At 51.2% G+C, this 20,026-nt stretch carries 16 protein-coding genes, 3 tRNA genes and 5 pseudogenes; 13 read left to right on the forward strand and 11 right to left on the reverse strand.

Annotation, left to right across the window (positions count from 1 at the left end; all coding sequences use genetic code 11):
- Positions 1-6 precede the first annotated feature (6 nt).
- Positions 7-1,077, forward strand: coding sequence for a nicotinate-nucleotide--dimethylbenzimidazole phosphoribosyltransferase (gene cobT, locus NA986_RS01510; protein WP_001649922.1), 1,071 nt, complete (start codon positions 7-9; stop codon positions 1,075-1,077).
- A 77-nt stretch (positions 1,078-1,154) separates the two neighbouring features.
- Positions 1,155-2,084, forward strand: a complete 930-nt coding sequence (gene ldtA / locus NA986_RS01515; protein WP_023216059.1) for a L,D-transpeptidase — start codon at positions 1,155-1,157, stop codon at positions 2,082-2,084.
- A gap of 149 nt (positions 2,085-2,233) precedes the next feature.
- Here the strand turns inward: ldtA and NA986_RS01520 are convergent, their stop codons facing one another.
- Positions 2,234-2,419 carry an Arm DNA-binding domain-containing protein gene (locus NA986_RS01520; RefSeq protein ID WP_077957219.1) on the reverse strand — a complete coding sequence of 62 codons (186 nt, stop codon included), beginning with the start codon at positions 2,417-2,419 and terminating at the stop codon, positions 2,234-2,236.
- A 413-nt stretch (positions 2,420-2,832) separates the two neighbouring features.
- Between NA986_RS01520 and NA986_RS01525 the strand changes: the two genes are divergently transcribed.
- The 5 genes from NA986_RS01525 to arsB are packed head-to-tail and all read left to right on the forward strand — an operon-like array spanning position 2,833 to position 6,947.
- Positions 2,833-3,207 carry an ArsR/SmtB family transcription factor gene (locus NA986_RS01525; protein WP_001041816.1) on the forward strand — a complete coding sequence of 125 codons (375 nt, stop codon included), beginning with the start codon at positions 2,833-2,835 and terminating at the stop codon, positions 3,205-3,207.
- Complete coding sequence (locus NA986_RS01530; protein WP_001101537.1) at positions 3,204-3,680, forward strand: arsenate reductase ArsC; 477 nt, start codon at positions 3,204-3,206, stop codon at positions 3,678-3,680. Before NA986_RS01525 ends, NA986_RS01530 begins: the two co-directional genes overlap by 4 nt.
- Before the next feature lie 33 nt (positions 3,681-3,713).
- Positions 3,714-4,076: an arsenite efflux transporter metallochaperone ArsD gene (gene arsD / locus NA986_RS01535; RefSeq protein ID WP_000849418.1), complete on the forward strand. Its 363-nt coding sequence runs from the start codon at positions 3,714-3,716 to the stop codon at positions 4,074-4,076.
- 43 nt (positions 4,077-4,119) lie between these two features.
- On the forward strand, positions 4,120-5,880 hold the full coding sequence (gene arsA, locus NA986_RS01540) for an arsenical pump-driving ATPase (RefSeq protein ID WP_064012746.1): 1,761 nt from the start codon (positions 4,120-4,122) through the stop codon (positions 5,878-5,880).
- A 17-nt stretch (positions 5,881-5,897) separates the two neighbouring features.
- Complete coding sequence (gene arsB / locus NA986_RS01545; protein WP_001276038.1) at positions 5,898-6,947, forward strand: ACR3 family arsenite efflux transporter; 1,050 nt, start codon at positions 5,898-5,900, stop codon at positions 6,945-6,947.
- Positions 6,948-6,965: 18 nt separating this feature from the next.
- Here arsB and NA986_RS01550 read toward each other — a convergent pair whose 3' ends face one another.
- Positions 6,966-7,268 carry an Arm DNA-binding domain-containing protein gene (locus tag NA986_RS01550; RefSeq protein ID WP_001219031.1) on the reverse strand — a complete coding sequence of 101 codons (303 nt, stop codon included), beginning with the start codon at positions 7,266-7,268 and terminating at the stop codon, positions 6,966-6,968.
- A gap of 165 nt (positions 7,269-7,433) precedes the next feature.
- Positions 7,434-7,509 (reverse strand) — tRNA-Asn (locus NA986_RS01555).
- Between the two features lie 159 nt (positions 7,510-7,668).
- Between NA986_RS01555 and NA986_RS01560 the strand changes: the two genes are divergently transcribed.
- The 4 genes and pseudogenes from NA986_RS01560 (at position 7,669) to NA986_RS01575 (ending at position 10,545) form a co-directional block, all read left to right on the forward strand.
- Positions 7,669-9,126, forward strand: coding sequence for an EmmdR/YeeO family multidrug/toxin efflux MATE transporter (locus NA986_RS01560; RefSeq protein ID WP_001538409.1), 1,458 nt, complete (start codon positions 7,669-7,671; stop codon positions 9,124-9,126).
- 140 nt (positions 9,127-9,266) lie between these two features.
- Positions 9,267-9,342: transfer RNA gene (locus NA986_RS01565), tRNA-Asn, on the forward strand.
- A 419-nt stretch (positions 9,343-9,761) separates the two neighbouring features.
- Positions 9,762-10,225: pseudogene (locus NA986_RS01570) on the forward strand (STM2901 family protein).
- A complete protein-coding gene (locus NA986_RS01575) occupies positions 10,219-10,545 on the forward strand; it encodes a DUF1493 family protein (protein ID WP_023216795.1) in 327 nt (108 codons plus the stop codon). The pseudogene NA986_RS01570 and the gene NA986_RS01575 overlap by 7 nt, the downstream one beginning before the upstream one ends.
- On the opposite strand, the pseudogene NA986_RS01580 reads toward NA986_RS01575, so the two are convergent.
- Positions 10,534-10,695: pseudogene (locus tag NA986_RS01580) on the reverse strand (cytoplasmic protein). The gene NA986_RS01575 and the pseudogene NA986_RS01580 overlap by 12 nt on opposite strands.
- 45 nt (positions 10,696-10,740) lie before the next feature.
- Here NA986_RS01580 and NA986_RS01585 point away from each other — a divergent pair.
- Positions 10,741-12,195: an AMP nucleosidase gene (locus tag NA986_RS01585; RefSeq protein ID WP_000428191.1), complete on the forward strand. Its 1,455-nt coding sequence runs from the start codon at positions 10,741-10,743 to the stop codon at positions 12,193-12,195.
- Between the two features lie 506 nt (positions 12,196-12,701).
- On the opposite strand, the gene NA986_RS01590 is transcribed toward NA986_RS01585, so the two are convergent.
- On the reverse strand, positions 12,702-12,875 hold the full coding sequence (locus NA986_RS01590) for a hypothetical protein (protein WP_000957535.1): 174 nt from the start codon (positions 12,873-12,875) through the stop codon (positions 12,702-12,704).
- Between the two features lie 47 nt (positions 12,876-12,922).
- On the opposite strand from NA986_RS01590, the pseudogene NA986_RS01595 reads away from it, so the two are divergent.
- Positions 12,923-13,027, forward strand: a pseudogene (locus NA986_RS01595) (DUF520 family protein); the annotation flags it as partial.
- A gap of 57 nt (positions 13,028-13,084) precedes the next feature.
- Here NA986_RS01595 and NA986_RS01600 read toward each other — a convergent pair.
- From NA986_RS01600 to NA986_RS01625, 6 genes and pseudogenes are all read right to left on the reverse strand, one after another.
- Positions 13,085-14,815: a hypothetical protein gene (locus tag NA986_RS01600; RefSeq protein WP_070793946.1), complete on the reverse strand. Its 1,731-nt coding sequence runs from the start codon at positions 14,813-14,815 to the stop codon at positions 13,085-13,087.
- Between the two features lie 56 nt (positions 14,816-14,871).
- Positions 14,872-16,566: an SEL1-like repeat protein gene (locus tag NA986_RS01605; protein WP_077905241.1), complete on the reverse strand. Its 1,695-nt coding sequence runs from the start codon at positions 16,564-16,566 to the stop codon at positions 14,872-14,874.
- 683 nt (positions 16,567-17,249) lie between these two features.
- Positions 17,250-17,528, reverse strand: a pseudogene (locus NA986_RS01610) (transposase); the annotation flags it as partial.
- A gap of 23 nt (positions 17,529-17,551) precedes the next feature.
- Positions 17,552-18,423 (reverse strand): annotated as a pseudogene (locus tag NA986_RS01615) (integrase domain-containing protein).
- A gap of 474 nt (positions 18,424-18,897) precedes the next feature.
- Positions 18,898-19,422: an endoprotease gene (locus NA986_RS01620; protein WP_023216790.1), complete on the reverse strand. Its 525-nt coding sequence runs from the start codon at positions 19,420-19,422 to the stop codon at positions 18,898-18,900.
- A gap of 164 nt (positions 19,423-19,586) precedes the next feature.
- Positions 19,587-19,662 (reverse strand) — tRNA-Asn (locus NA986_RS01625).
- Positions 19,663-20,026 lie beyond the last annotated feature (364 nt).

The following is a 20,026-nucleotide window of genomic DNA, read 5'->3' on the forward strand; positions in this document are numbered from 1 at the left end:
CATCTTATGCAGACACTACACGCTTTACTCCGTGACATTCCTGCGCCGGACGCCGAGGCGATGGCGCGTGCGCAGCAACATATTGACGGCCTGCTCAAACCGCCGGGCAGCCTGGGCAGACTGGAAACCTTAGCCGTTCAGCTCGCGGGAATGCCGGGTCTTAACGGTACGCCGCAGGTAGGTGAAAAGGCGGTGCTGGTGATGTGCGCCGACCATGGCGTCTGGGATGAAGGCGTAGCGGTTTCGCCCAAAATCGTGACGGCGATTCAGGCGGCGAATATGACGCGGGGAACAACCGGCGTATGCGTGCTTGCCGCTCAGGCCGGTGCGAAGGTGCATGTCATTGATGTTGGTATTGATGCTGAACCTATTCCTGGCGTAGTTAATATGCGCGTCGCGCGCGGCTGCGGAAATATTGCCGTTGGCCCGGCGATGAGTCGCTCGCAGGCTGAGGCGCTTTTGCTGGAGGTTTCCCGCTACACCTGCGACCTGGCGCAACGCGGCGTGACCTTATTTGGCGTAGGGGAGCTGGGAATGGCGAACACTACGCCAGCCGCCGCGATGGTCAGCGTTTTTACAGGAAGTGATGCAAAAGAGGTGGTGGGGATTGGCGCGAATCTTCCGCCTTCCCGCATCGATAATAAAGTGGACGTCGTGCGGCGGGCGATTGCGATTAATCAGCCCAATCCGCGCGATGGCATTGATGTGTTGTCGAAGGTGGGTGGTTTCGATCTGGTCGGGATGACCGGCGTGATGCTTGGCGCGGCAAGGTGTGGCTTACCCGTATTGCTGGATGGCTTTCTTTCCTACTCGGCAGCGCTGGCGGCCTGTCAGATTGCGCCTGCGGTGAGACCTTATCTGATCCCGTCGCACTTTTCGGCGGAAAAGGGTGCCCGCATCGCGCTCGCGCATTTGTCTATGGAACCCTATTTGCATATGGCGATGCGGTTAGGTGAAGGAAGCGGCGCGGCGCTGGCGATGCCGATCGTGGAAGCCGCGTGCGCCATGTTCCACAATATGGGGGAGTTAGCGGCCAGTAATATTGTCCTGCCGGAGGGGAACGCAAACGCAACATAACCCGGGCGCACAACACCAGCCATGTGAGAAAAAAGCTATACTTAACGCACACCTGCCGCGACAAAGGAAGGGATATAATGCGTCGTATCACACCTTTTTTTCCGTTTTTCGTCTTGTTGGTAAGCCATTTCTCGCTGGCTATAAGCTATCCGTTGCCGCCCGAAGGCAGTCGTCTGGTAGGACAGCCTGTCACAATCGCCGTACCACAGAACAATACTCAGCCCTTAGAGTCATTTGCCGCCCGCTACGGTCAGGGGCTGAGTAATATGCTTGAAGCGAATCCCGGCGTGGATGTGTTTTTACCTCAGTCTGGTTCCACACTGGTAGTGCCGCAGCAGTTGATTCTGCCTGACACCGTTCGTGAAGGTATTGTGGTAAACGTCGCCGAGATGCGCCTTTATTATTATCCCGCAGGCACGAATACGGTTGAGGTGCTACCCATTGGTATTGGTCAGGCTGGCCGTGAAACGCCGCGCAACTGGGTAACTGCGGTTGAACGCAAACAAGATGGCCCGGTTTGGGTGCCAACGGCTAATACGCGTCGGGAATATGCTAAAGAGGGAAAAACGCTGCCCGCGATGGTGCCTGCGGGGCCGGATAACCCTATGGGGCTATACGCAATATATATCGGCAGGTTATATGCCATCCATGGCACTAATGCTAACTTTGGCATTGGCCTTCGCGTCAGTCAGGGCTGTATCCGTTTACGCAATGACGATATTAAATATTTATTCGACCATGTTCCTGTAGGAACCCGCGTTCAGATTATCGACAGGCCCGTTAAATTTTCGGTAGAGCCGGATGGCAGTCGTTGGCTGGAGGTACACGAACCGCTTTCTCGTAACCGTGCTGAATTTGAGTCAGACAAAAAAGTTCCATTGCCCGTTACGCCAGTGCTGCGCACGTTTATCAAAGGGGACGACGTTGATACTTCGCGGGTTAATAAGGTGCTGGAGCGCCGTTCTGGAATGCCGGTCAACATTAGCGCGGGCAGGTCTGGCCTTTAAATATCCTGCCACATTGCTGGTTTTCATGGGCTGGAGTATCTGTATTAGTAGTGAGTGTCATGGCAGGGGCTTCATTTTCTCAACGAACCGTGAGGCCCCCGATTAAGCTCAAAGTCATAAATCTTTTCTCCGGCATCGCCGGAGGTTTTTCATATGCGTTTGCAAGGCCCTCTTATCCACCGCGCCGAGTATTCTTTTCGGTCGAAATGATATTTGAGATACCAGAGGCGGGAACCGCCCGGATTGATAAGCAGATACAGACCGTGAGAAGCGGTCAGTTTAAAGGGAGTTGGTGAAGGTTTAGTAGCGCGGATTTTACTGTCAGTAAGGGGCATGTGGTGGTCACTCCTTTATCTAACTGAAATGACCCCAAAGCAGACCACCAATTTGTCCCGATGCGGAGAGATAAATCAATATGCACTGAGACAGTTTTCTACGCTAACTCTCTGAATCAAAATACTATTGAGACATGCTGAGATGCCTGAAAACAGGAATTTGGCTCCTCTGACTGGGTGCGTTTTTTATCTCATTGAATAATAAAATATTTATTTTCTAAATTCAAAATAAGGCCCTTATAAAAGCCCCGATCGTAATGATGCACTAAGAATGTGATTTTTATCACATTTTAAAAGTGGGATTATTTCCCCCCATCTTGCCATTTCCACTAGATATTATTAACGGATACTTGAATTAATTCGATTATTCAATAATGATTGAAATATTGAATCATAGAGGGCCGCCCCACATTATGAACAAACAAACTGCCACAACCATCTTTGAATCCCTCTCCTCCGGCGTGCGTCTGGATGTATATCGCCTACTGATCAAAATGGGTACCGAGGGCATGGTTGCCGGGGAGATCGCTTCAACGCTGGATATCCCGCCGACTAACTTATCGTTTCATTTAAAGGCGCTGACGCAAGCCGGGATGCTGACGGTAGAACAGGAAGGTCGTTACCAGCGTTATCGTGCCAACATCCCACTGATGCTGGATTTAATCGGCTGGCTGACCGAGGAGTGTTGTTCAGGCCACCCGGAACAATGCGCAGATTTTCGTTCGGCTTCTTCCTGCTCAGAAGCCGTTTTACCCCCACTCAACACCACGAAAAAGAGTAAATCATGAACGTACTTTTTCTCTGTACCGGCAACTCCTGCCGTTCCGTGCTGGCCGAAGCCACGTTTAACCATCTGGCTCTTGCCGGATGGCGCGCCATGAGCGCAGGCAGTCACCCGGCGGGTTACGTACATCCCCGAGCACTGGCGTTGTTGGCGCGGGAAGGAATTTCAACAGAAGGCTATTTCAGCAAATCGTGGGATGGCCTACCGCAGACGCCGGATATTGTCGTGACAGTCTGTTCAAACGCTGCCGGAGAAACCTGTCCGGCCTGGCTTGGTAACGTGATGCGTACCCATTGGGGCGTTGACGATCCGGCTCATGCTACCGGTAGCGATGCCGAAATCGATGCGGCTTTTGTCACTGCTTACCAGACATTACGTGCGCGTATTGAAGCTTTTCTGGCGCTGCCGCTGAATGAATTGCTGCACGATCGCGCTCGTCTGAAAGTCGAACTGGATCGTATTGGTGAAATTTTTTAACGACCTGTATTTCAATAATTGATGGAGAGTCAAATGAAGACGATTCAGATTTTCGATCCCGCTTTATGCTGTTCTTCCGGTGTCTGTGGCCCGGAAACCGATCCGGCGCTGGTCGCGTTCGCCGCTGATTTTGAGTGGGCCAGAACGCAGGGCGTCAATATTGAGCGTTTCAATCTGGCACAGCAACCATTGCTCTTCGCACAGAACGAAATCGTTAAAGGCTTTCTGGCCCGTTCCGGCAAAGAGGCGCTACCGCTGATTCTGGTGGATGGTGAAGTCGCACTGGCTGGTCGTTACCCTCGCAGAGAGGAACTGGCGCGCTGGATGGGGCTTACCGTCTATTCGAGTTTTACGCCAGCGACTTCCTCCTGTTGCGGCGGCGATAAGTGCTGCTGATGGACTGATTTCCCGCTTTATTTAATTTAAAGGAGTCTTTTTTATGCTGATGCTTCGGCAGGTGCCCCCCTTTTTGTTTTTTACCGGTAAAGGCGGTGTGGGTAAAACATCGCTGGCCTGTGCTACCGCGATTCATCTGACCGCCTCTGGCAAACGTGTACTGTTGGTCAGCACCGATCCGGCTTCCAATGTCGCGCAGGTGTTTGAACAGACCATCGGCCATCAGATAACCTCGGTTGCAGCGGTTAACAGACTGTCCGCGCTGGAAGTCGATCCATCTGCTGCCGCAGCGGCATACCGTGAACGCATTGTCGGGCCGGTACGGGGGATCCTGCCAGACGATATCGTGGCGGGTATTGAGGAACAGCTCTCCGGTGCCTGTACCACCGAGATTGCCGCCTTTGACGAATTCACCGCGCTGCTGACTAATCAGCAACTGCGCGATGAGTACGATCATATTGTGTTCGACACCGCGCCAACCGGGCATACGCTACGAATGCTGCAACTGCCCGGCGCGTGGAGCGGTTATCTCGACAACAGCCAGCACGGTGCGTCCTGTCTCGGCCCTCTGGTCGGGCTGGAAAAACAGCGCAGCCAGTATCGCGCCGCCGTAGACGCACTGGCGAATGCGGAACTGACGCGGATGGTGCTGGTCGCCAGAGCGCAAACCGCAACGCTGAAAGAAGTATCGCGTACCTATGACGAACTGGCCGCCATCGGTCTGACGCAGCAGTATCTGGTCATTAACGGCCTGTTGCCTGAGCAGGAAACCGCACGCGATAAGCTGGCGCAGGCACTGTATCAGCGTGAACAACAGGCGCTGCAACATTTACCTGATAACCTGCGCGCATTGCCCTGCGATCGCCTGCCGTTAAAACCGTTCAATATGGTGGGGCTGGCGGCATTACGGGGTCTGCTGGACGACAGTTCAACTGGCACCCCGGCGGAAGTCGGAGACATCTCCCCCGTAGATCTTCCTTCGTTGTCATCACTGATCGACGGATTCGCGTCGCAGGGACATGGCCTGATCATGCTGATGGGCAAAGGCGGCGTGGGGAAAACTACGCTGGCAGCGGCGATTGCCGTTGAACTGGCTCGTCGCGGCTATCCTGTTCACCTGTCCACATCCGATCCGGCGGCGCACCTGACTGACACGCTGGACGGCTCATTCGACGGTCTGAGCGTCAGCCGTATCGACCCGCAGGCTGAAACCGAGCGTTACCGGCAGCAGGTGATGGCTGAGCAGGGTAAAAACCTCGACGAACAGGGGCGTGCCGTTCTTGAAGAAGATCTGCGTTCTCCCTGTACGGAAGAAATTGCCGTGTTTCAGGCTTTTTCACGCATCATTCAGGAAGCGGGTAAGCAGTTTGTCGTTATGGATACAGCGCCAACCGGCCATACATTGCTACTGCTTGACGCCACCGGCGCTTACCACCGTGAGATTGCCCGACTAGCCGGAGAACACGGTCAGCCCGTACTGACGCCCATGATGCGCCTACAGGACAGCGAGCAGACGAAAGTTCTCATCGCCACGCTGGCGGAAACCACGCCGGTGCTGGAAGCCGCTCATTTGCAGGACGACCTGCGTCGCGCGGGGATTGAACCGTGGGGCTGGGTCATTAATAACAGCCTGATCAATACGCCGACTACATCCCCGCTGCTGCGCCAGCGTGCCGAACGCGAACGGTCGCAGATTGATGCCGTCTGTACCCACCATACCCGACGCTGTGCGCTGGTGCCGCTACAGGCGGAAGAGCCTGTCGGCGTTGAGCGTTTACTACAACTGAGCACAACGGGAAAATAACCCCAAAGGAGCCTGACATGTCAGCACAAACCCAGGCCGCTCCGGCCATGAACCTGTTTGAACGTTACCTGAGCGTCTGGGTTGCGCTCTGCATCGCGATCGGTATTCTGCTCGGGCAGGTAATGCCGGGCGTCTTTCGCGTTATCGGCGGTCTGGAGATCGCCCGCGTCAATTTGCCGGTCGGTTTACTTATCTGGGTAATGATTATTCCTATGCTGCTGCGCATTGATTTCGGGGCGCTGGGTCAGGTCAAAGCGCACTGGCGCGGGATCGGCGTAACGTTGTTTATCAACTGGCTGGTTAAACCATTCTCAATGGCGCTGCTTGGCTGGCTGTTTATCCGTTATTTATTCGCGCCGTGGCTGCCAGCCGATCAGCTTGACAGCTACATCGCCGGGCTTATTCTGCTGGCCGCCGCGCCCTGTACGGCAATGGTGTTTGTCTGGAGCCGACTCACCAACGGCGACCCTTATTTCACGCTGTCGCAGGTGGCGCTGAACGATGCCATCATGATTTTCGCCTTTGCGCCGATTGTTGGGCTGCTACTCGGCTTGTCCTCAATCATCGTGCCGTGGGCCACCCTGTTAACCTCCGTGGTACTGTACATCGTTGTGCCGGTTATTCTGGCCCAGCTCTGGCGTAAGGCCCTGCTACGCAAGGGGCAAGCGGCATTCGATAATGCGCTGACGAAAATCGGCCCGTGGTCAATGGCGGCATTACTGGCAACGCTGGTGTTACTGTTTGCGTTTCAGGGCGAAGCCATTCTGCAACAGCCGCTGGTCATTGCCCTGCTGGCGGTGCCAATTCTGATTCAGGTGCTGTTTAACTCGGCACTGGCCTATGGGTTGAATCGACTGGTGGGCGAAAAGCACAATATTGCCTGTCCATCCAGCCTGATCGGCGCATCGAACTTCTTTGAACTGGCTGTCGCAGCGGCAATCAGCCTGTTTGGTTTTCATTCCGGTGCGGCGCTGGCGACCGTGGTTGGGGTGCTCATTGAGGTGCCGGTGATGCTGCTGGTTGTGCGGGTGGTGAATCGTTCGAAAGGGTGGTATGAGAGAGCTTAGCGGAGATATTATCCCTCTCTAATTATCCGTTCGCGGCAAACATTCAGACAGTTTCTCAAGGGGCAGGGCCGGGTAATGCTGTGTTTCAGGCGGCGTGAACTCACCATCCAGATTTTGCGCAGGGTTCGACCTGATTAACTGTTTTTTCACCGCATAGGGGCCAAAAGCCAGCTTCTTCTCTTTCTCGTCAATGCGGTACTTCATGTACCAGAGTTTCGAGCCGTTGGGTTTGATCAGCAGGTAGAGTCCTGAACTGTCGGTAATCTTGAAGGATTTCTCGGTGGGTTTGATCTTGCGGATAGCGGTATCGGTTAATGCCATCGGCGGGGGCTCCATTTTCTCAACGAACCGCGAGCCCTCCGATTAAGTCCCCAAAAACTATGGGTGTCAAAAAACCCGGCAAACCTTATCAGGTTAACTGGGTAAAGATAAGTTCTTGTTTTTTGAACGTCTCCGGACTCACCAGGATGTCCCGAAACTAAAATCTGGCTCCTCTGACTGGACTCGAACCAGTGACATACGGATTAACAGTCCGCCGTTCTACCGACTGAACTACAGAGGAATCGTGTGGGGTCGTATATTAGCGGCGGAAAAATTTTTGTCAAACCCCATTTAACCTCTTACAGATTCGATTGCGGGTTATCTCATCACTTTGTTGCATTTGCAGACATTTTTTCTGCAAAAAGCTTTGCAGCCTTACGATTTCTCGCTCATTATTGAAATGTGGTTTCAACTCTCTTCTTTAAGGTCCATTTTGAACGTCTCCACTGCCTTACGCCAGGCTGTCGTCCGTACGCCCTGGTATGCCAAACGCAAGAGCTACAAAGTGTTGTTCTGGCGTGAAATCACCCCACTTGCTATCCCTATTTTTCTGGAAAATACCTGTGTTTTGCTAATGGGCGTGCTCAGTACTTTTCTCGTCAGTTGGCTGGGCAAGGAAGCAATGGCGGGCGTGGGGCTTGCCGACAGTTTTAATATGGTAATTATGGCTTTTTTTGCGGCTATCGATCTTGGTACTACGGTGGTGGTTGCCTTTAGCCTGGGCAAGCGCGACAGGCGACGGGCAAGGGCGGCGGCGCGCCAGTCGCTGGTGATTATGACGCTATTTGCCGTTGTGCTGGCAGTGGTCATTCATTATTTCGGCAGTGAAATTATTAATATTGTCGCAGGCGAGGCGACGCCAGAAGTAAAGGGGCTGGCGTTAACGTACCTTGAACTGACGGTGCTGAGTTATCCGGCTGCGGCAATTGCGCTAATCGGTAGCGGCGCGCTGCGTGGGGCAGGGAATACGAAAATCCCGTTGATGATTAACGGCGGGATGAACATTCTCAATATTATCATCAGCAGCATCCTGATTTACGGGGCTTTCTCCTGGCAAGGGCTGGGTTTTGCCGGCGCGGGGCTGGGATTAACCATTTCGCGCTACATCGGCGCGGTAGCGATTATTTGGGTGCTGATGATTGGTTTTAATCCGGCGCTGCGTATTCCGCTGAAAAGCTATCTGAAGCCGCTGAATTTCGGCATTATCTGGGAAGTGATGGGTATCGGTATTCCGGCGAGCATTGAATCAGTGCTGTTCAACGGTGGCAAACTACTGACGCAAATGTTTGTCGCAGGAATGGGCACTAACGTTATTGCGGGTAACTTTATTGCCTTTTCCGTGGCGGCGCTTATCAACCTGCCGGGTAACGCCCTTGGTTCGGCGTCGACTATTATCACCGGTAAGCGTCTTGGTACCGGGCAAATTGGTCAGGCAGAGCGTCAACTGCGCCATGTATTCTGGATGTCGACTATCGTACTTACGGCAATTGCCTGGGGGACGGCGCCGTTCGCGGGTCTGTTTGCCTCATTTTATACCCAGGAGCAGGACGTAAAAGAGGTAGTGAAAGTTCTGCTCTGGCTTAATGCTGCCTTTATGCCAATTTGGGCGGCCGCGTGGGTGCTGCCGTCGGGTTTTAAAGGCGCGCGCGATGTGCGATTTGCGATGTGGGTATCGATGCTGGGGATGTGGGGCTGTCGCGTTGTGGCAGGGTATACGCTTGGTATTGTGCTGGGTATGGGGGTTGTAGGGGTTTGGCTGGGGATGTTTCTTGACTGGGCCGTGCGCGGCGCACTGTTTTACTGGCGTCTGGTAAGCGGGCGCTGGCTGTGGAGATACCCGCGCGTAAAGAGGGAGTAAGCGCTTTTTGCTGTGAAAATCATCAGGAAACGGTGAATTTTAACCGAAGTGTGGAATAAAGCAGCAAACGAACTTTTTTTGTGAAAACAGGCTTTGACAAGCCAGGGGCACCTCGTTAATATTCGCCCCGTTCACACGATTCCTCTGTAGTTCAGTCGGTAGAACGGCGGACTGTTAATCCGTATGTCACTGGTTCGAGTCCAGTCAGAGGAGCCAGATTTTAGTTTCGGGACATCCTGGTGAGTCCGGAGACGTTAAAAAAACAAGAACTTATCTTTACCCGGTTGACCTGATAAGGTTTGCCGGGTTTTTTGATATCCATAGTTTTTGGGGCTTAATCGGAGGCTTCACGGTTCGTTGGAAAAATGGAGCCCCCACGTATGGCATTAACCGATACCGCTATCCGCAAGATCAAACCCGTATCAGTATGCTGACATATAGATGTGTTCGGTTCAAACGGAGCGATCACACAAGCTTGCGAGGTGATGCCCCTGGTGGGAATCGCGACCGTCTCTTTCATCTGATTTCAGATATTTCCAGTGATCTTGATCCGTTCTTTCCCAAAAGATTGATTTCTTTCATTCGAAACAAGGATGTACAATAAGTAAACCAAAATAGTAACTATAGAGTTTCTAATGGATACAGTAGAAGAACTAAATGGAACATACTTCTATGCAGGAAAATCCAATCTGACTGCTGCCGAACTTCTGTTATGATTTTTTGTGAGAATACCGCAAGCCAGTTTGGGATTGGTGTTGCAGATTTCGGGGCTGTTGTTGCTTTGGCATCAGGTCGTAATAATCTTTGGACAAGGGCGAAACCCGCTGGAGCGACTAAAGGCACATCATACGCGTCCAGGACTGCACGTGCAGTGTTTAAAAAGTCAAAATTTCCCTTTGGAATATCCCTTCCGACATGGTTAGGCGGTTACACCCCGTGGACAGCCAGACGTGTTATGGTTCGTAACATTGCGCCGTTTGTTGGACGTTCCATTCCTTTGATCGGGGAAATTATCCTTGCCGCAGATGTGTCACAAATAACATATCGCACTATACGCGACTACAATACCATTGCTCGGGGCAATGATAAGTTATGGTAGACAATATTGAACAGCAAGTTTACGAGCTTGTACGGCCTTATGCTGGCACATATCTGTTCAACATTAAGCAAGTGGAATTAGCACCAGAGATTGACCTTGATACTGATCTGAGCATTGATGAACTTGAAGCCGAAGATCTCATGAATAAATTCTTCGAGAAACTCAATGTCGAGCGAGGTAACTTCAGAATAGAAACCTATTTTCCTAATCACCCTTTTTCATGGCATCCGTTCAAGAAAACGGAGCCTGTACCCGTCCCAGATTTCACTATCAGCATGCTGATCGAGTCAGCAAAAGCCGGGAAATGGTTATATGACTAATTGTAATGAACTTAACAAATGGCTGTACCAGTACCCTTCTTTTTGAGCGATGATGGTGGCGCTAAGATAGTTCTCTTTTCTTTTTTAAAGGTTCATGTTTACTGCCGCCGCCCTTACGCTAACCCCTTTAGTTTCCTCCTTTGCTGTCATACTATCGAATGACGTGCCTCACCTGTGAACGCTAAGGAGAATAATATGGAAAATAAAGGCACAAACCTGACGCCCGAGCAGGCGCTGGATCGCCTGGAGGAGCTGTACGAGCAGTCGGTTAACGCGCTCCGTGAAGCCATCGCTGACTATGTTGATAACGGTACGCTGCCCGATCCCCACGCCAGGCTTAACGGACTGTTTGTTTATCCTTCGCTGTCTGTAAGCTGGGATGGCGCGACACCGAACCCGCCTAAAACACGCGCTTTTGGACGCTTTACTCATCCTGGCTGTTATACCACTACCGTTACGCGGCCTGCGCTATTTCGCGCTTATCTTCTGGAACAGCTTAACCTCGTTTACCATGATTATGGTGCGCATATTGCGGTGGAGGCCTCGCACCATGAGATCCCGTATCCTTACGTGATCGATGGCTCGGCTCTGACGCTGGATCGTTCTATGAGCGCTGGGCTAACGCGCCATTTTCCTACCACAGAACTGGCGCAGATTGGCGATGAGACAGCAGACGGTCTGTTCCACCCCGGCGAATTCTATCCGTTATCGCACTTCGACGCGCGTCGTGTTGACTTCTCGTTGGCCCGGTTACGGCACTATACCGGTACGCCGGTTGAACATTTTCAGCCCTTCGTTTTGTTTACCAACTACACCCGCTATGTCGATGAGTTTGTGCGCTGGGGATGCAGCCAAATTCTTGATCCTGACAGCCCCTATATCGCGCTTTCCTGTGCTGGCGGAATTTGGATCACGGCAGAAACGGAAGCGCCGGAAGAGGCTATTTCCGATCTGGCCTGGAAGAAACATCAGATGCCCGCCTGGCACCTGGTAACGGCAGATGGGCAGGGGATTACGCTGGTAAATATCGGTGTTGGCCCTTCAAATGCTAAAACGATTTGCGACCATTTGGCCGTGTTGCGGCCTGACGTCTGGCTTATGATTGGGCACTGTGGAGGGTTACGAGAAAGTCAGGCGATTGGCGATTATGTGCTGGCCCATGCCTACTTACGCGATGATCATGTGCTGGATGCCGTTCTGCCGCCTGATATTCCGATTCCAAGCATTGCGGAAGTACAGCGTGCGCTGTACGACGCTACCAAAGCGGTTAGCGGAATGCCCGGCGAAGAGGTGAAACAGCGACTGCGCACGGGAACGGTCGTCACCACGGATGACCGTAACTGGGAGCTTCGTTATTCCGCATCGGCGCTGCGATTCAACCTTAGCCGCGCGGTCGCGATTGATATGGAGAGCGCGACGATTGCAGCCCAGGGCTATCGCTTCCGCGTGCCTTACGGCACGCTGCTTTGTGTTTCTGACAAACCTTTACACGGTGAAATTAAACTGCCCGGGCAGGCAAACCGGTTTTATGAGGGGGCTATTTCAGAACATTTGCAAATTGGTATTCGTGCTATTGATTTACTACGCGCAGAAGGTGATCGTTTGCACTCACGTAAATTACGCACGTTTAATGAGCCACCGTTTCGCTAACGAAATGAGCTGTCGCCTGCTGTTGGACAGGAGTGGAAGAGGCGTATTTATGTGATATGAAAAGCGGCTGAATGAAGCCTTAGCGGGAGGCGATTTTGCATCCCGCCAAGGCCTTATTGTGCCGCGAGCTTCATCACCATCGCCGGATACCTGTCGCCGATAATCGCGTCTACGCCAGGAAACGCGCCGGAAGGCGAAAACATTGCGTCGCACTTCACGCTCCTTGAGCGCCTGACCCACAAGCCCGGATTAACAAGCAGATACCGACCGTGAGAAGCGGTCAGCTTAAAGGGGTGTCAGAAGGCTTGATACTGAGGATTTTCGCGTTGGACAGGGATATAGGGTGGTCACGTCATTATCGAACTCATAGCGCCACGAGTGGCGCGCAAAGCTGGCGCACGTCGGTAAAGCGCACCAGCCGGTGCTCGCCGTTCCATTCAAATCGGTGCTCCCGGCACTGCGCCTTGCCCCTGCGGTCAGCGATGGGATTGCCGAACTCGCCGTACTCATAGTGGTGGTCTGCCCTGTAGCAGCAGGCGGTCGCCTTTGACTTTCGCCTGATGCTCGCCACCTTCGGGCGGCATGTTCATGCCCAGCAGGTTGTCGTCGTCGTCAAAGCTGAACTCCTCGTGCAGGGCGTTCCAGCGCGGGTCTTCCGGCAGGCGGTGTTGGGTCAACATTAATATCTTGCGGTAATCTCTGTGGGTTTGGATTCGAATTTACGTTAGTGCGTGTGACCGGTAAATCCCGCGACGATCTGCAGGCAGCGATGGCGCTGGTGCGCGGCGGCAATCTGGGCCAGCCGTTCCAGTTCAAAAACTTCCGCGATTGATTTTTCCCGCCCGCCGCCTTCCCGCATGTGAGAAAGGTGGCAGGGCGGGTAAATCGATTAAGGCGTGGCTTTTTTAGGCTCTGCGGCCTTGTTATACAACGCCTGAATCAGCGCCTGCTGTTCCGCTCCCGGTATGATACCCAATCTGTGAAAAATATTCCCAATCTGATAAAGCTGCTGATTACCGGTGTCGTCCTGGCGGGTAATCGACGCCTGCGTGGTTAATTTTTTCAGCGTAAAGGTAATATGTTCCTGACACTCGGGCGTGTTTTCAGCACAAATCTGGCGTAACAGCATCAGGTTTTTATTATCGACCCTATCTGCGTTAATCATCAATTCCCTTGCCTGACTCCACTGTTTTGCATTCATGTAGTGGTCGATCATCGCCTCCTCTTCGAGAGAGGGAACGTGCTGGTGTAACACCCGTTTGGCATTCACCGTGTCGTTGCCATAGCCGTAAAGCTCCGCAAGTCTTTGAAAGGAACGCGACATATCTTCATCAGGCCAGGCTTTTGCCTGGCTGAGGTAAATCGCCTCGGCGCTGACGGCTAATTTTTGCGCTGCCTCAGGATGACCAATTTCTTCGAGTACTTCACCCATTTCATTTGTTGCATCTTCCCATTCGGCGAACGTCAGGGTTTGCGCCTCGGCGGAGAGGGTTGCGATATGCTTTTCCGCCACAGCATTCTGCTTATGCTGAAAGAGATTCTTCAGCGCTTTGATTTTGTACTCGTAGCAATACCTGTCGTCGTAGCAGGTATATTCCGGCGCGCTCATCAGCAAATCGATACGCTTATTCATCAGCGCAACATCATCAAGCTTGCTTAATAAATCAATCAGCTCCATTTCAATGCGCGGTGAAGGGGCAAAATTGAATATTTTATCGACCTGCGTCACATAGGTTGAAAGCGTCTCTTGATAATTCTGTGTCAGCTCGTTTTTCTTATAAAAAGAGAGCAATCCCGATAATGAATACTGGAAATAGCTTCCTTTATTGCCGGTTGCTTTGCGCAATCTCGCAGACAACGCCATCGCCTTCTCTTTATTACCCGTGGCGTAATAGATCTCCATCAGGTCGAGATACTCCTGATAACGGTAGGCTTCAGCACTCGGTTGTTGAGCAATAGCCGTATCAAACATTTTCAGCGCGCTATCTGCGTAAACCAACGCCTTTGCGGTGTCGCCCTTGGCATGGTACTGCTTCGCAATAATAAGCAGCATTTTTAGCTGAGTATAAGGAACAACAATTTTATCAGCGTAATTTTCATTATAAATAGCGGCGGTTTTATCAGGCTCTGAGTGCCAGGATTCTAAAACCGTGGCTAAATAAAAATTCCTCGCGTCGGCATTTTTGCTAAGAAGGGCTAAGGCTTTTTCAGGCTGTTTGCGATTAACCCAGCCATCAACGTAGCTCTCGTAGGCGGTAATGCTCGACGGTTTATCGAGACCAATTTTGGACAGGAAAACCATCGCGGCATCCGGGCTATTATTTTCAGCGATCCACGAGGCCTCATGGTTTAGCGAAAACTTCGCATCATTCGATTGTGTGTCCAGCTTTTTCAGTAATGCATCCGCACGGCTCATCGGGCCGTACATAAACAGTTCCCTGTGTAATTCAAACCAGGCTGCCTGCGATTTAAAAGTGGTGTTTTCATTTAAAGGGACGGCATTTTGCAGTTTCTGTTCGACAACTGACCAGACATCAGGCGATTGCTGACTTTGTGCAACGCTCTGATAAGAGTAAAAAACCGTGGCGGCTGTGAGTAATGTGGCGAATTTAAATTTCATAGCAACGTGTATCCTTTCAGTTCCGTTTGAATAGCCTCTTTACAGCAAAGTCATATTTACTTAGTTTGAGGCGTTAATTCCTTTAAGGCTGCCAGTGCAGGTTTGACGCCGCCTTTTACCGCCGCTGTAAGATGAAGTTTGGCTTTGTTGAGGTCTTTCTCAACGCCATCACCATTCCTGTACATGAGTCCAAGGTTATAGTGCGCCCGAGCATTTCCCTGGTCAGCGGATTTTTTAATCCACTTATAGGCTTCCGGCAGGTTTTTCGGCATTCCTTCGCCGATAAGATTTAAATATCCCACTTCTAACTGCGCATCACTTTCGCCAAGCTCTGCCGCTTTGAATAAATAGGAGAGATATTTTTTGCTGTCTTGCGCTACGCCATCACCGTCGTTGTACGCATAGGCCAAAAAGAGAAGCGCGCCGGGATGATTTTGCTCTGCGGACTGAGTTAACCATTTCATCGCCGCATCGTAGTTTGTGCATTCAAACTCATACTTACCTAAATGATATTGCGCAGTGCTGTCACCCTGCTTTGCCTTATTGGTGACGTCAGTCGGCGCATATAGCTCTGAAAGCTCTTTATCGTTGTGGTAACAACGGATGTATTTTATGCCGTCTTCATCATAGGCTTCTTCTGTACCTTCCTTGTCGCCATCGACATAGGGCAGCGCACTTAAGACCTTACCCGTACGATCGTTAAACTCTCTTTTCAGGCCGTTTCTTTCATCATTAGCAAACATAACCTCTTCAACAAGTTTACCGGTACGTTCGCTCCAGCGGCGATCGGCTCCCTGCTTTTTATCGTCTTTATATTCGGTGGTATAGGTGAGTTTGCCCTGTTCATTCCAGTGCTTAGCGTCCCCATTTAGCATACCGTTTTTATAGGGATAGACTGATTCGCGGTGACCATTTTCGTACCACTTTTCGGAATCCCCGTCTAACACATCATGTTTATACATTTTGGATGAGGCAGGCTTTCCGTTGCTGAACCATTCTTTGACCGCACCATGTTTACGGCCTTCACTATCAAAAGAGGATTCTTCTTTGGGATGCCCATTCCCATACCAGCTCTGAGCAGAAAGCTGTTTGCCATTTTTATAGGTCGCTTTAGAAAGGAGTTTGCCTTCTTCACTGTATTGTTCGAACGTTCCGTCGTTTTCACCTTGGTTATTTCTGTGGTAAACACCACGAATTTTACCGGTAGAATAATATTCCGTACTGGTGCCGACAATGGTGCCTTTACTGTATGAATATTTCTCCTTTATTTTCCCATCAGGGAAATATTCAAATGCCGGGCCTTCCAGTTTCTGATTTAAATAGCTGTGTTTTTGTTTTAAAACGCCGTTATCATAAAAATGTGGGCATTCGCCATCTTTAATTTTACCTTGGGCAAAGTAACGTTTACTTTCAACGGCTCCGTTTTCATGGTATACGATGTATTCCCCTTCGGGTTGACCATCTTTAAACGTCAGCGTTTCCGCTATTTTGTCTTTTTCATCAAAGTAAGTTTCAGCTTTTCCGTCACGCTTATTTTGCGCATTATAATGATAAATACTTTTGAGATTGCCGCTTTCATAGAAAGATTTAAATACAGAAACACGTTGTCGGTTAGCGAAGTTTTCTTCGTTAGTATAGCCTTCAAAGGCTATCTGTTTACTCTGCATCACCTCCCCTGTTTCTTCTGAGGATTCCAGATACCAGCCGGTGACTTTCCATAATTTTTTCTCTTTGTCATAGGGGAGGGGCATATGGACTATTGTTGTTGCCTGACGTTTAACCGTCGGTTGCAGTTCATCATCCAGCCACAAGTCAGACGATCTTTTCATGTATTCGGCACCGCACAGCGCTTCGGTACATAGCTCGATTCCAGTCAGCATGGGCGTGCCGCCAGCATCGCACTGATCGACCGTCAGGTAAAAATAACGGTCATCGAGAATAGCCGGCCTTAAACTGCGTATTTTATTAATATATTTTTCTGTCGTCAGTCCCATTGATTCTGCGCGCGCAGAAAGGGTATTAGTATTACAGGGTGTTTTATCTTTAAAATAATAACGGTCGGCGAGTAAAAGTTTCAGGTCACTGCTAATGGCGGTTTTATTAAAATCGATATTTTCAATTTGGGCGATGAAATTAACGGGTTTGGATTCTGTACTGGGGGATTGTTTTGCACATATATTCGCGCAATATAATGAAACTATAATTGTTATGAATATTTTCTTCAAGATGTTCTCCTTGTATGAATAATAACTCCCTGAAACTTATTTCATGCTATAGAAACAAAGAGTTAATGTAAAGGATGCGAGGAGCATATTCTGGCAGGAGAGAGTTTGCTTCAGTTACCGGTAAGAATAATTTAAGTATTACAAGCGCGTTGTTTTTAATTTGCTAATAACGCGCTGATGATTATTAACGATTATATACCCAATAAACCTCAAGATGCGGGAGTGAGCACCTGAAAGTGATCTTTAATTCGGGATGTCAGTGAGTCTGCTATATCCGGCAGCGTCTGGTTAAAAAAGACAGATATTGCGTCCCTGAACTCTCGCGTACTGCTGAAGTAGCGATTATTCCGGGCATGTTCGTTCATTAATTTCCACATTCGTTCTATCGGATTCAGGTTTGGACTGTAAGGGGGAAGGTAATGCAGCCTGATATTTATCACCTCCGCCCAGTCTTTCACTAACTGTGAACTGTGGTAACCTGCTCCATCCGCTGCTCGCTCTTAGCCAACTGTCAAATTTGCCCATACACCTGCGCCACATACCGCCCACGCCCGTCCCCATGCCCCAGATTCATCGCCACAATTGCCAGCGCTTCTTTCCTGTTGAACCCCTGCGCCAGATAGTGACTAATGGCATCCTGCGCCCACGCATAACGCAGGGAATGCGGAGAATATGCGCCAGTCAGACCAATACGCGCCGCCTGGTTGTGCCAGTAGTCCATCGCGCTTTTCAGATCCGGTTTGTCGATCAGTCGGCCATGACGGCTTTCTGCAATAGCCAGCGCATTATCCAGCGCTTTTCTGACAGCCATAGTATCCAGAATCACCGTTTCGCGGGCCGTCCGCCTTTGGTGCCGAACACCACGGTTAAGCGCGTATCGCTGCGTTCAATGGCCTGTTTCCACGTTTTCAGCGATTGCACGCTCTGCACCGCTTCCTGTGAACGTAAGCCCATCAGCCTCGCCAGTTCCAGCGCCGCCGCCAGTCCCTGATCTTTCATGCGGGCCGTCTCCAGCACATGATGATAATGTTCCGGCGTGATCGCCTGTCGCGTCCCGCTGCGCGATGCACCAGACAAAACCAGCGATTTATTAGTCAGCCGCTCATGCCCTGCCACCAGTTTACGCCCGGCCTGTTGCAGAACAGCGCGCAGCGAGGCCATTTCATTTTGCAGCGTGCGTTTGCCGATCCCCTGCGCCAACCTTTCATGAATATAGCTTTCAATGTGGCGCACCTTAATCTGCGCAACCCGCTGGATATGGACGTTCAAAGCCCGTAAGTGGTGATCGAAACGCTGCACGATATGAATGCGATCGTGCACCGTTTTATGGCTACCGCCACAGTGCTTTGCCAGCGCCTTCATTTCACCACCTAACTTGCCCATACACTTCTCCTGTGATTTTGAGAACACAAACAGTCTCCGGCGTATGCTTTTTGGCTGCGCCAGAACGATACCTTTACGCCGGAGTGGCAGTTTGTTGAGGTATAGGGAGTTTCAGACTGTACGCGGTACAGGCTGCCTGCATGAGCAGAAATTCTCCGGGGCATCATGCCCCCCCTCGGTATCGATCTTTTTCTCTTCTTTCTTGCTGACAGCGGCCCCAAAAAGGCGTGTCAGTTTCGGGAATGAACGCCGGAACCCCGAAAACAGGGGCATGGCGCGGTGTAGTGGTTGTGCGTCACTTTGTCGCTTTGCGCGACGAAAGCGATGCACTGGTCGAGTGCAGTACGCGAAAGATCGCAGACTCTGGTGTTGTTTTACGGTCACGCGGCAGCAAAGCCGGACGTCTTTGCAGGCCGCAGCCCGTAAAGTAAAAGGCGTTGATGTGGTAACGGGGGCCGGGTGGAATCGCTTCCGTCACGGTGCAGCATTGACCAGAGATCTGGCGCAGGTACCATCGAGATACTCTTTCAGTTCTTTGGTACCGAACGTGTCGATAGCCCACTGAGCTGCGCCGAGATTAGACGCCAGCTTGTCACCGCCAATGTCTTTATCGGCTTTAACTGCCGCAGCCCAGTCTTCTGTTTGCTTCTGCCATGACTCCGCTTGCTGTTGTTGCACTCCCGCCAGCACTTTCGGATAGACGTCCACCAGCTTCTGCGCTTGCTCTTGCGTCAGGTTCAGTTCACGCGCCACTGGTTCGAACTGCGCCAGCGCGCTGGTATCGAGTTCCTGACCTTCAGGGGCGGTGAACGCGTATTTCTCCGGCGCGCCGGGCGGCGTTTCTTCTTTCGGTGGAGTGGGCTTATTGGGATCGGCGGGTGGGTCGTGTGGTTTTTCAGAAGCGGGACCATCTGACGGTGGATCGGCGGGTGGATTTTCTGACGGTTTTCCTGTACCCGGATCGGTCTGCGTGCCGCCAGCGGTATCGGTTAATGCCATAGGAGGGGGCTCTATTTACTCAACGAACCGTGAGGCCCCGATTAAGCCCCAAAAACTATGGATGTCAAAAAACCCGGAAAACCTTATCAGATCAACCGGGTAAAGATAACTTCTTGTTTTTTTAAATGTCTCCGGACTCGCCAGGATGTCCCGAAACTAAAATCTGGCTCCTCTGACTGGACTCGAACCAGTGACATACGGATTAACAGTCCGCCGTTCTACCGACTGAACTACAGAGGAATCGTGTGAACGGGGCGCATAGTAACGATGTGCGATCGGCTTGTCAAAGGGGGAAATAAGGTTGTGCGTTTGTTTGCTGACAAAAACAACAAAGCGTTGAAGTTTTGATCTAATTTCTACTTTGCCCCGGCATGGCGCAACTTTATCTGTAATTGCACAAGTCAAATGCTGTGACCTTACCGCAATGGCTATGTACCAGCGCCTGATGAGGCGTGAAAAATTGGCAGGCACTTGGCAAATAATTCTGAGACATAACGCCGTAGAGATTAAGGGCAGGGGGTAGAATGAACTTTAGACGTGAAATATTTTGTGAAAATGGTTGATACAGGCAGTCTGACGCCGGTAGCGGAAATGGCAGATAAAT

The sequence above is a fragment of the Salmonella sp. NW177 genome (genome assembly GCF_051811585.1).
Classification (GTDB): domain Bacteria; phylum Pseudomonadota; class Gammaproteobacteria; order Enterobacterales; family Enterobacteriaceae; genus Salmonella; species Salmonella enterica.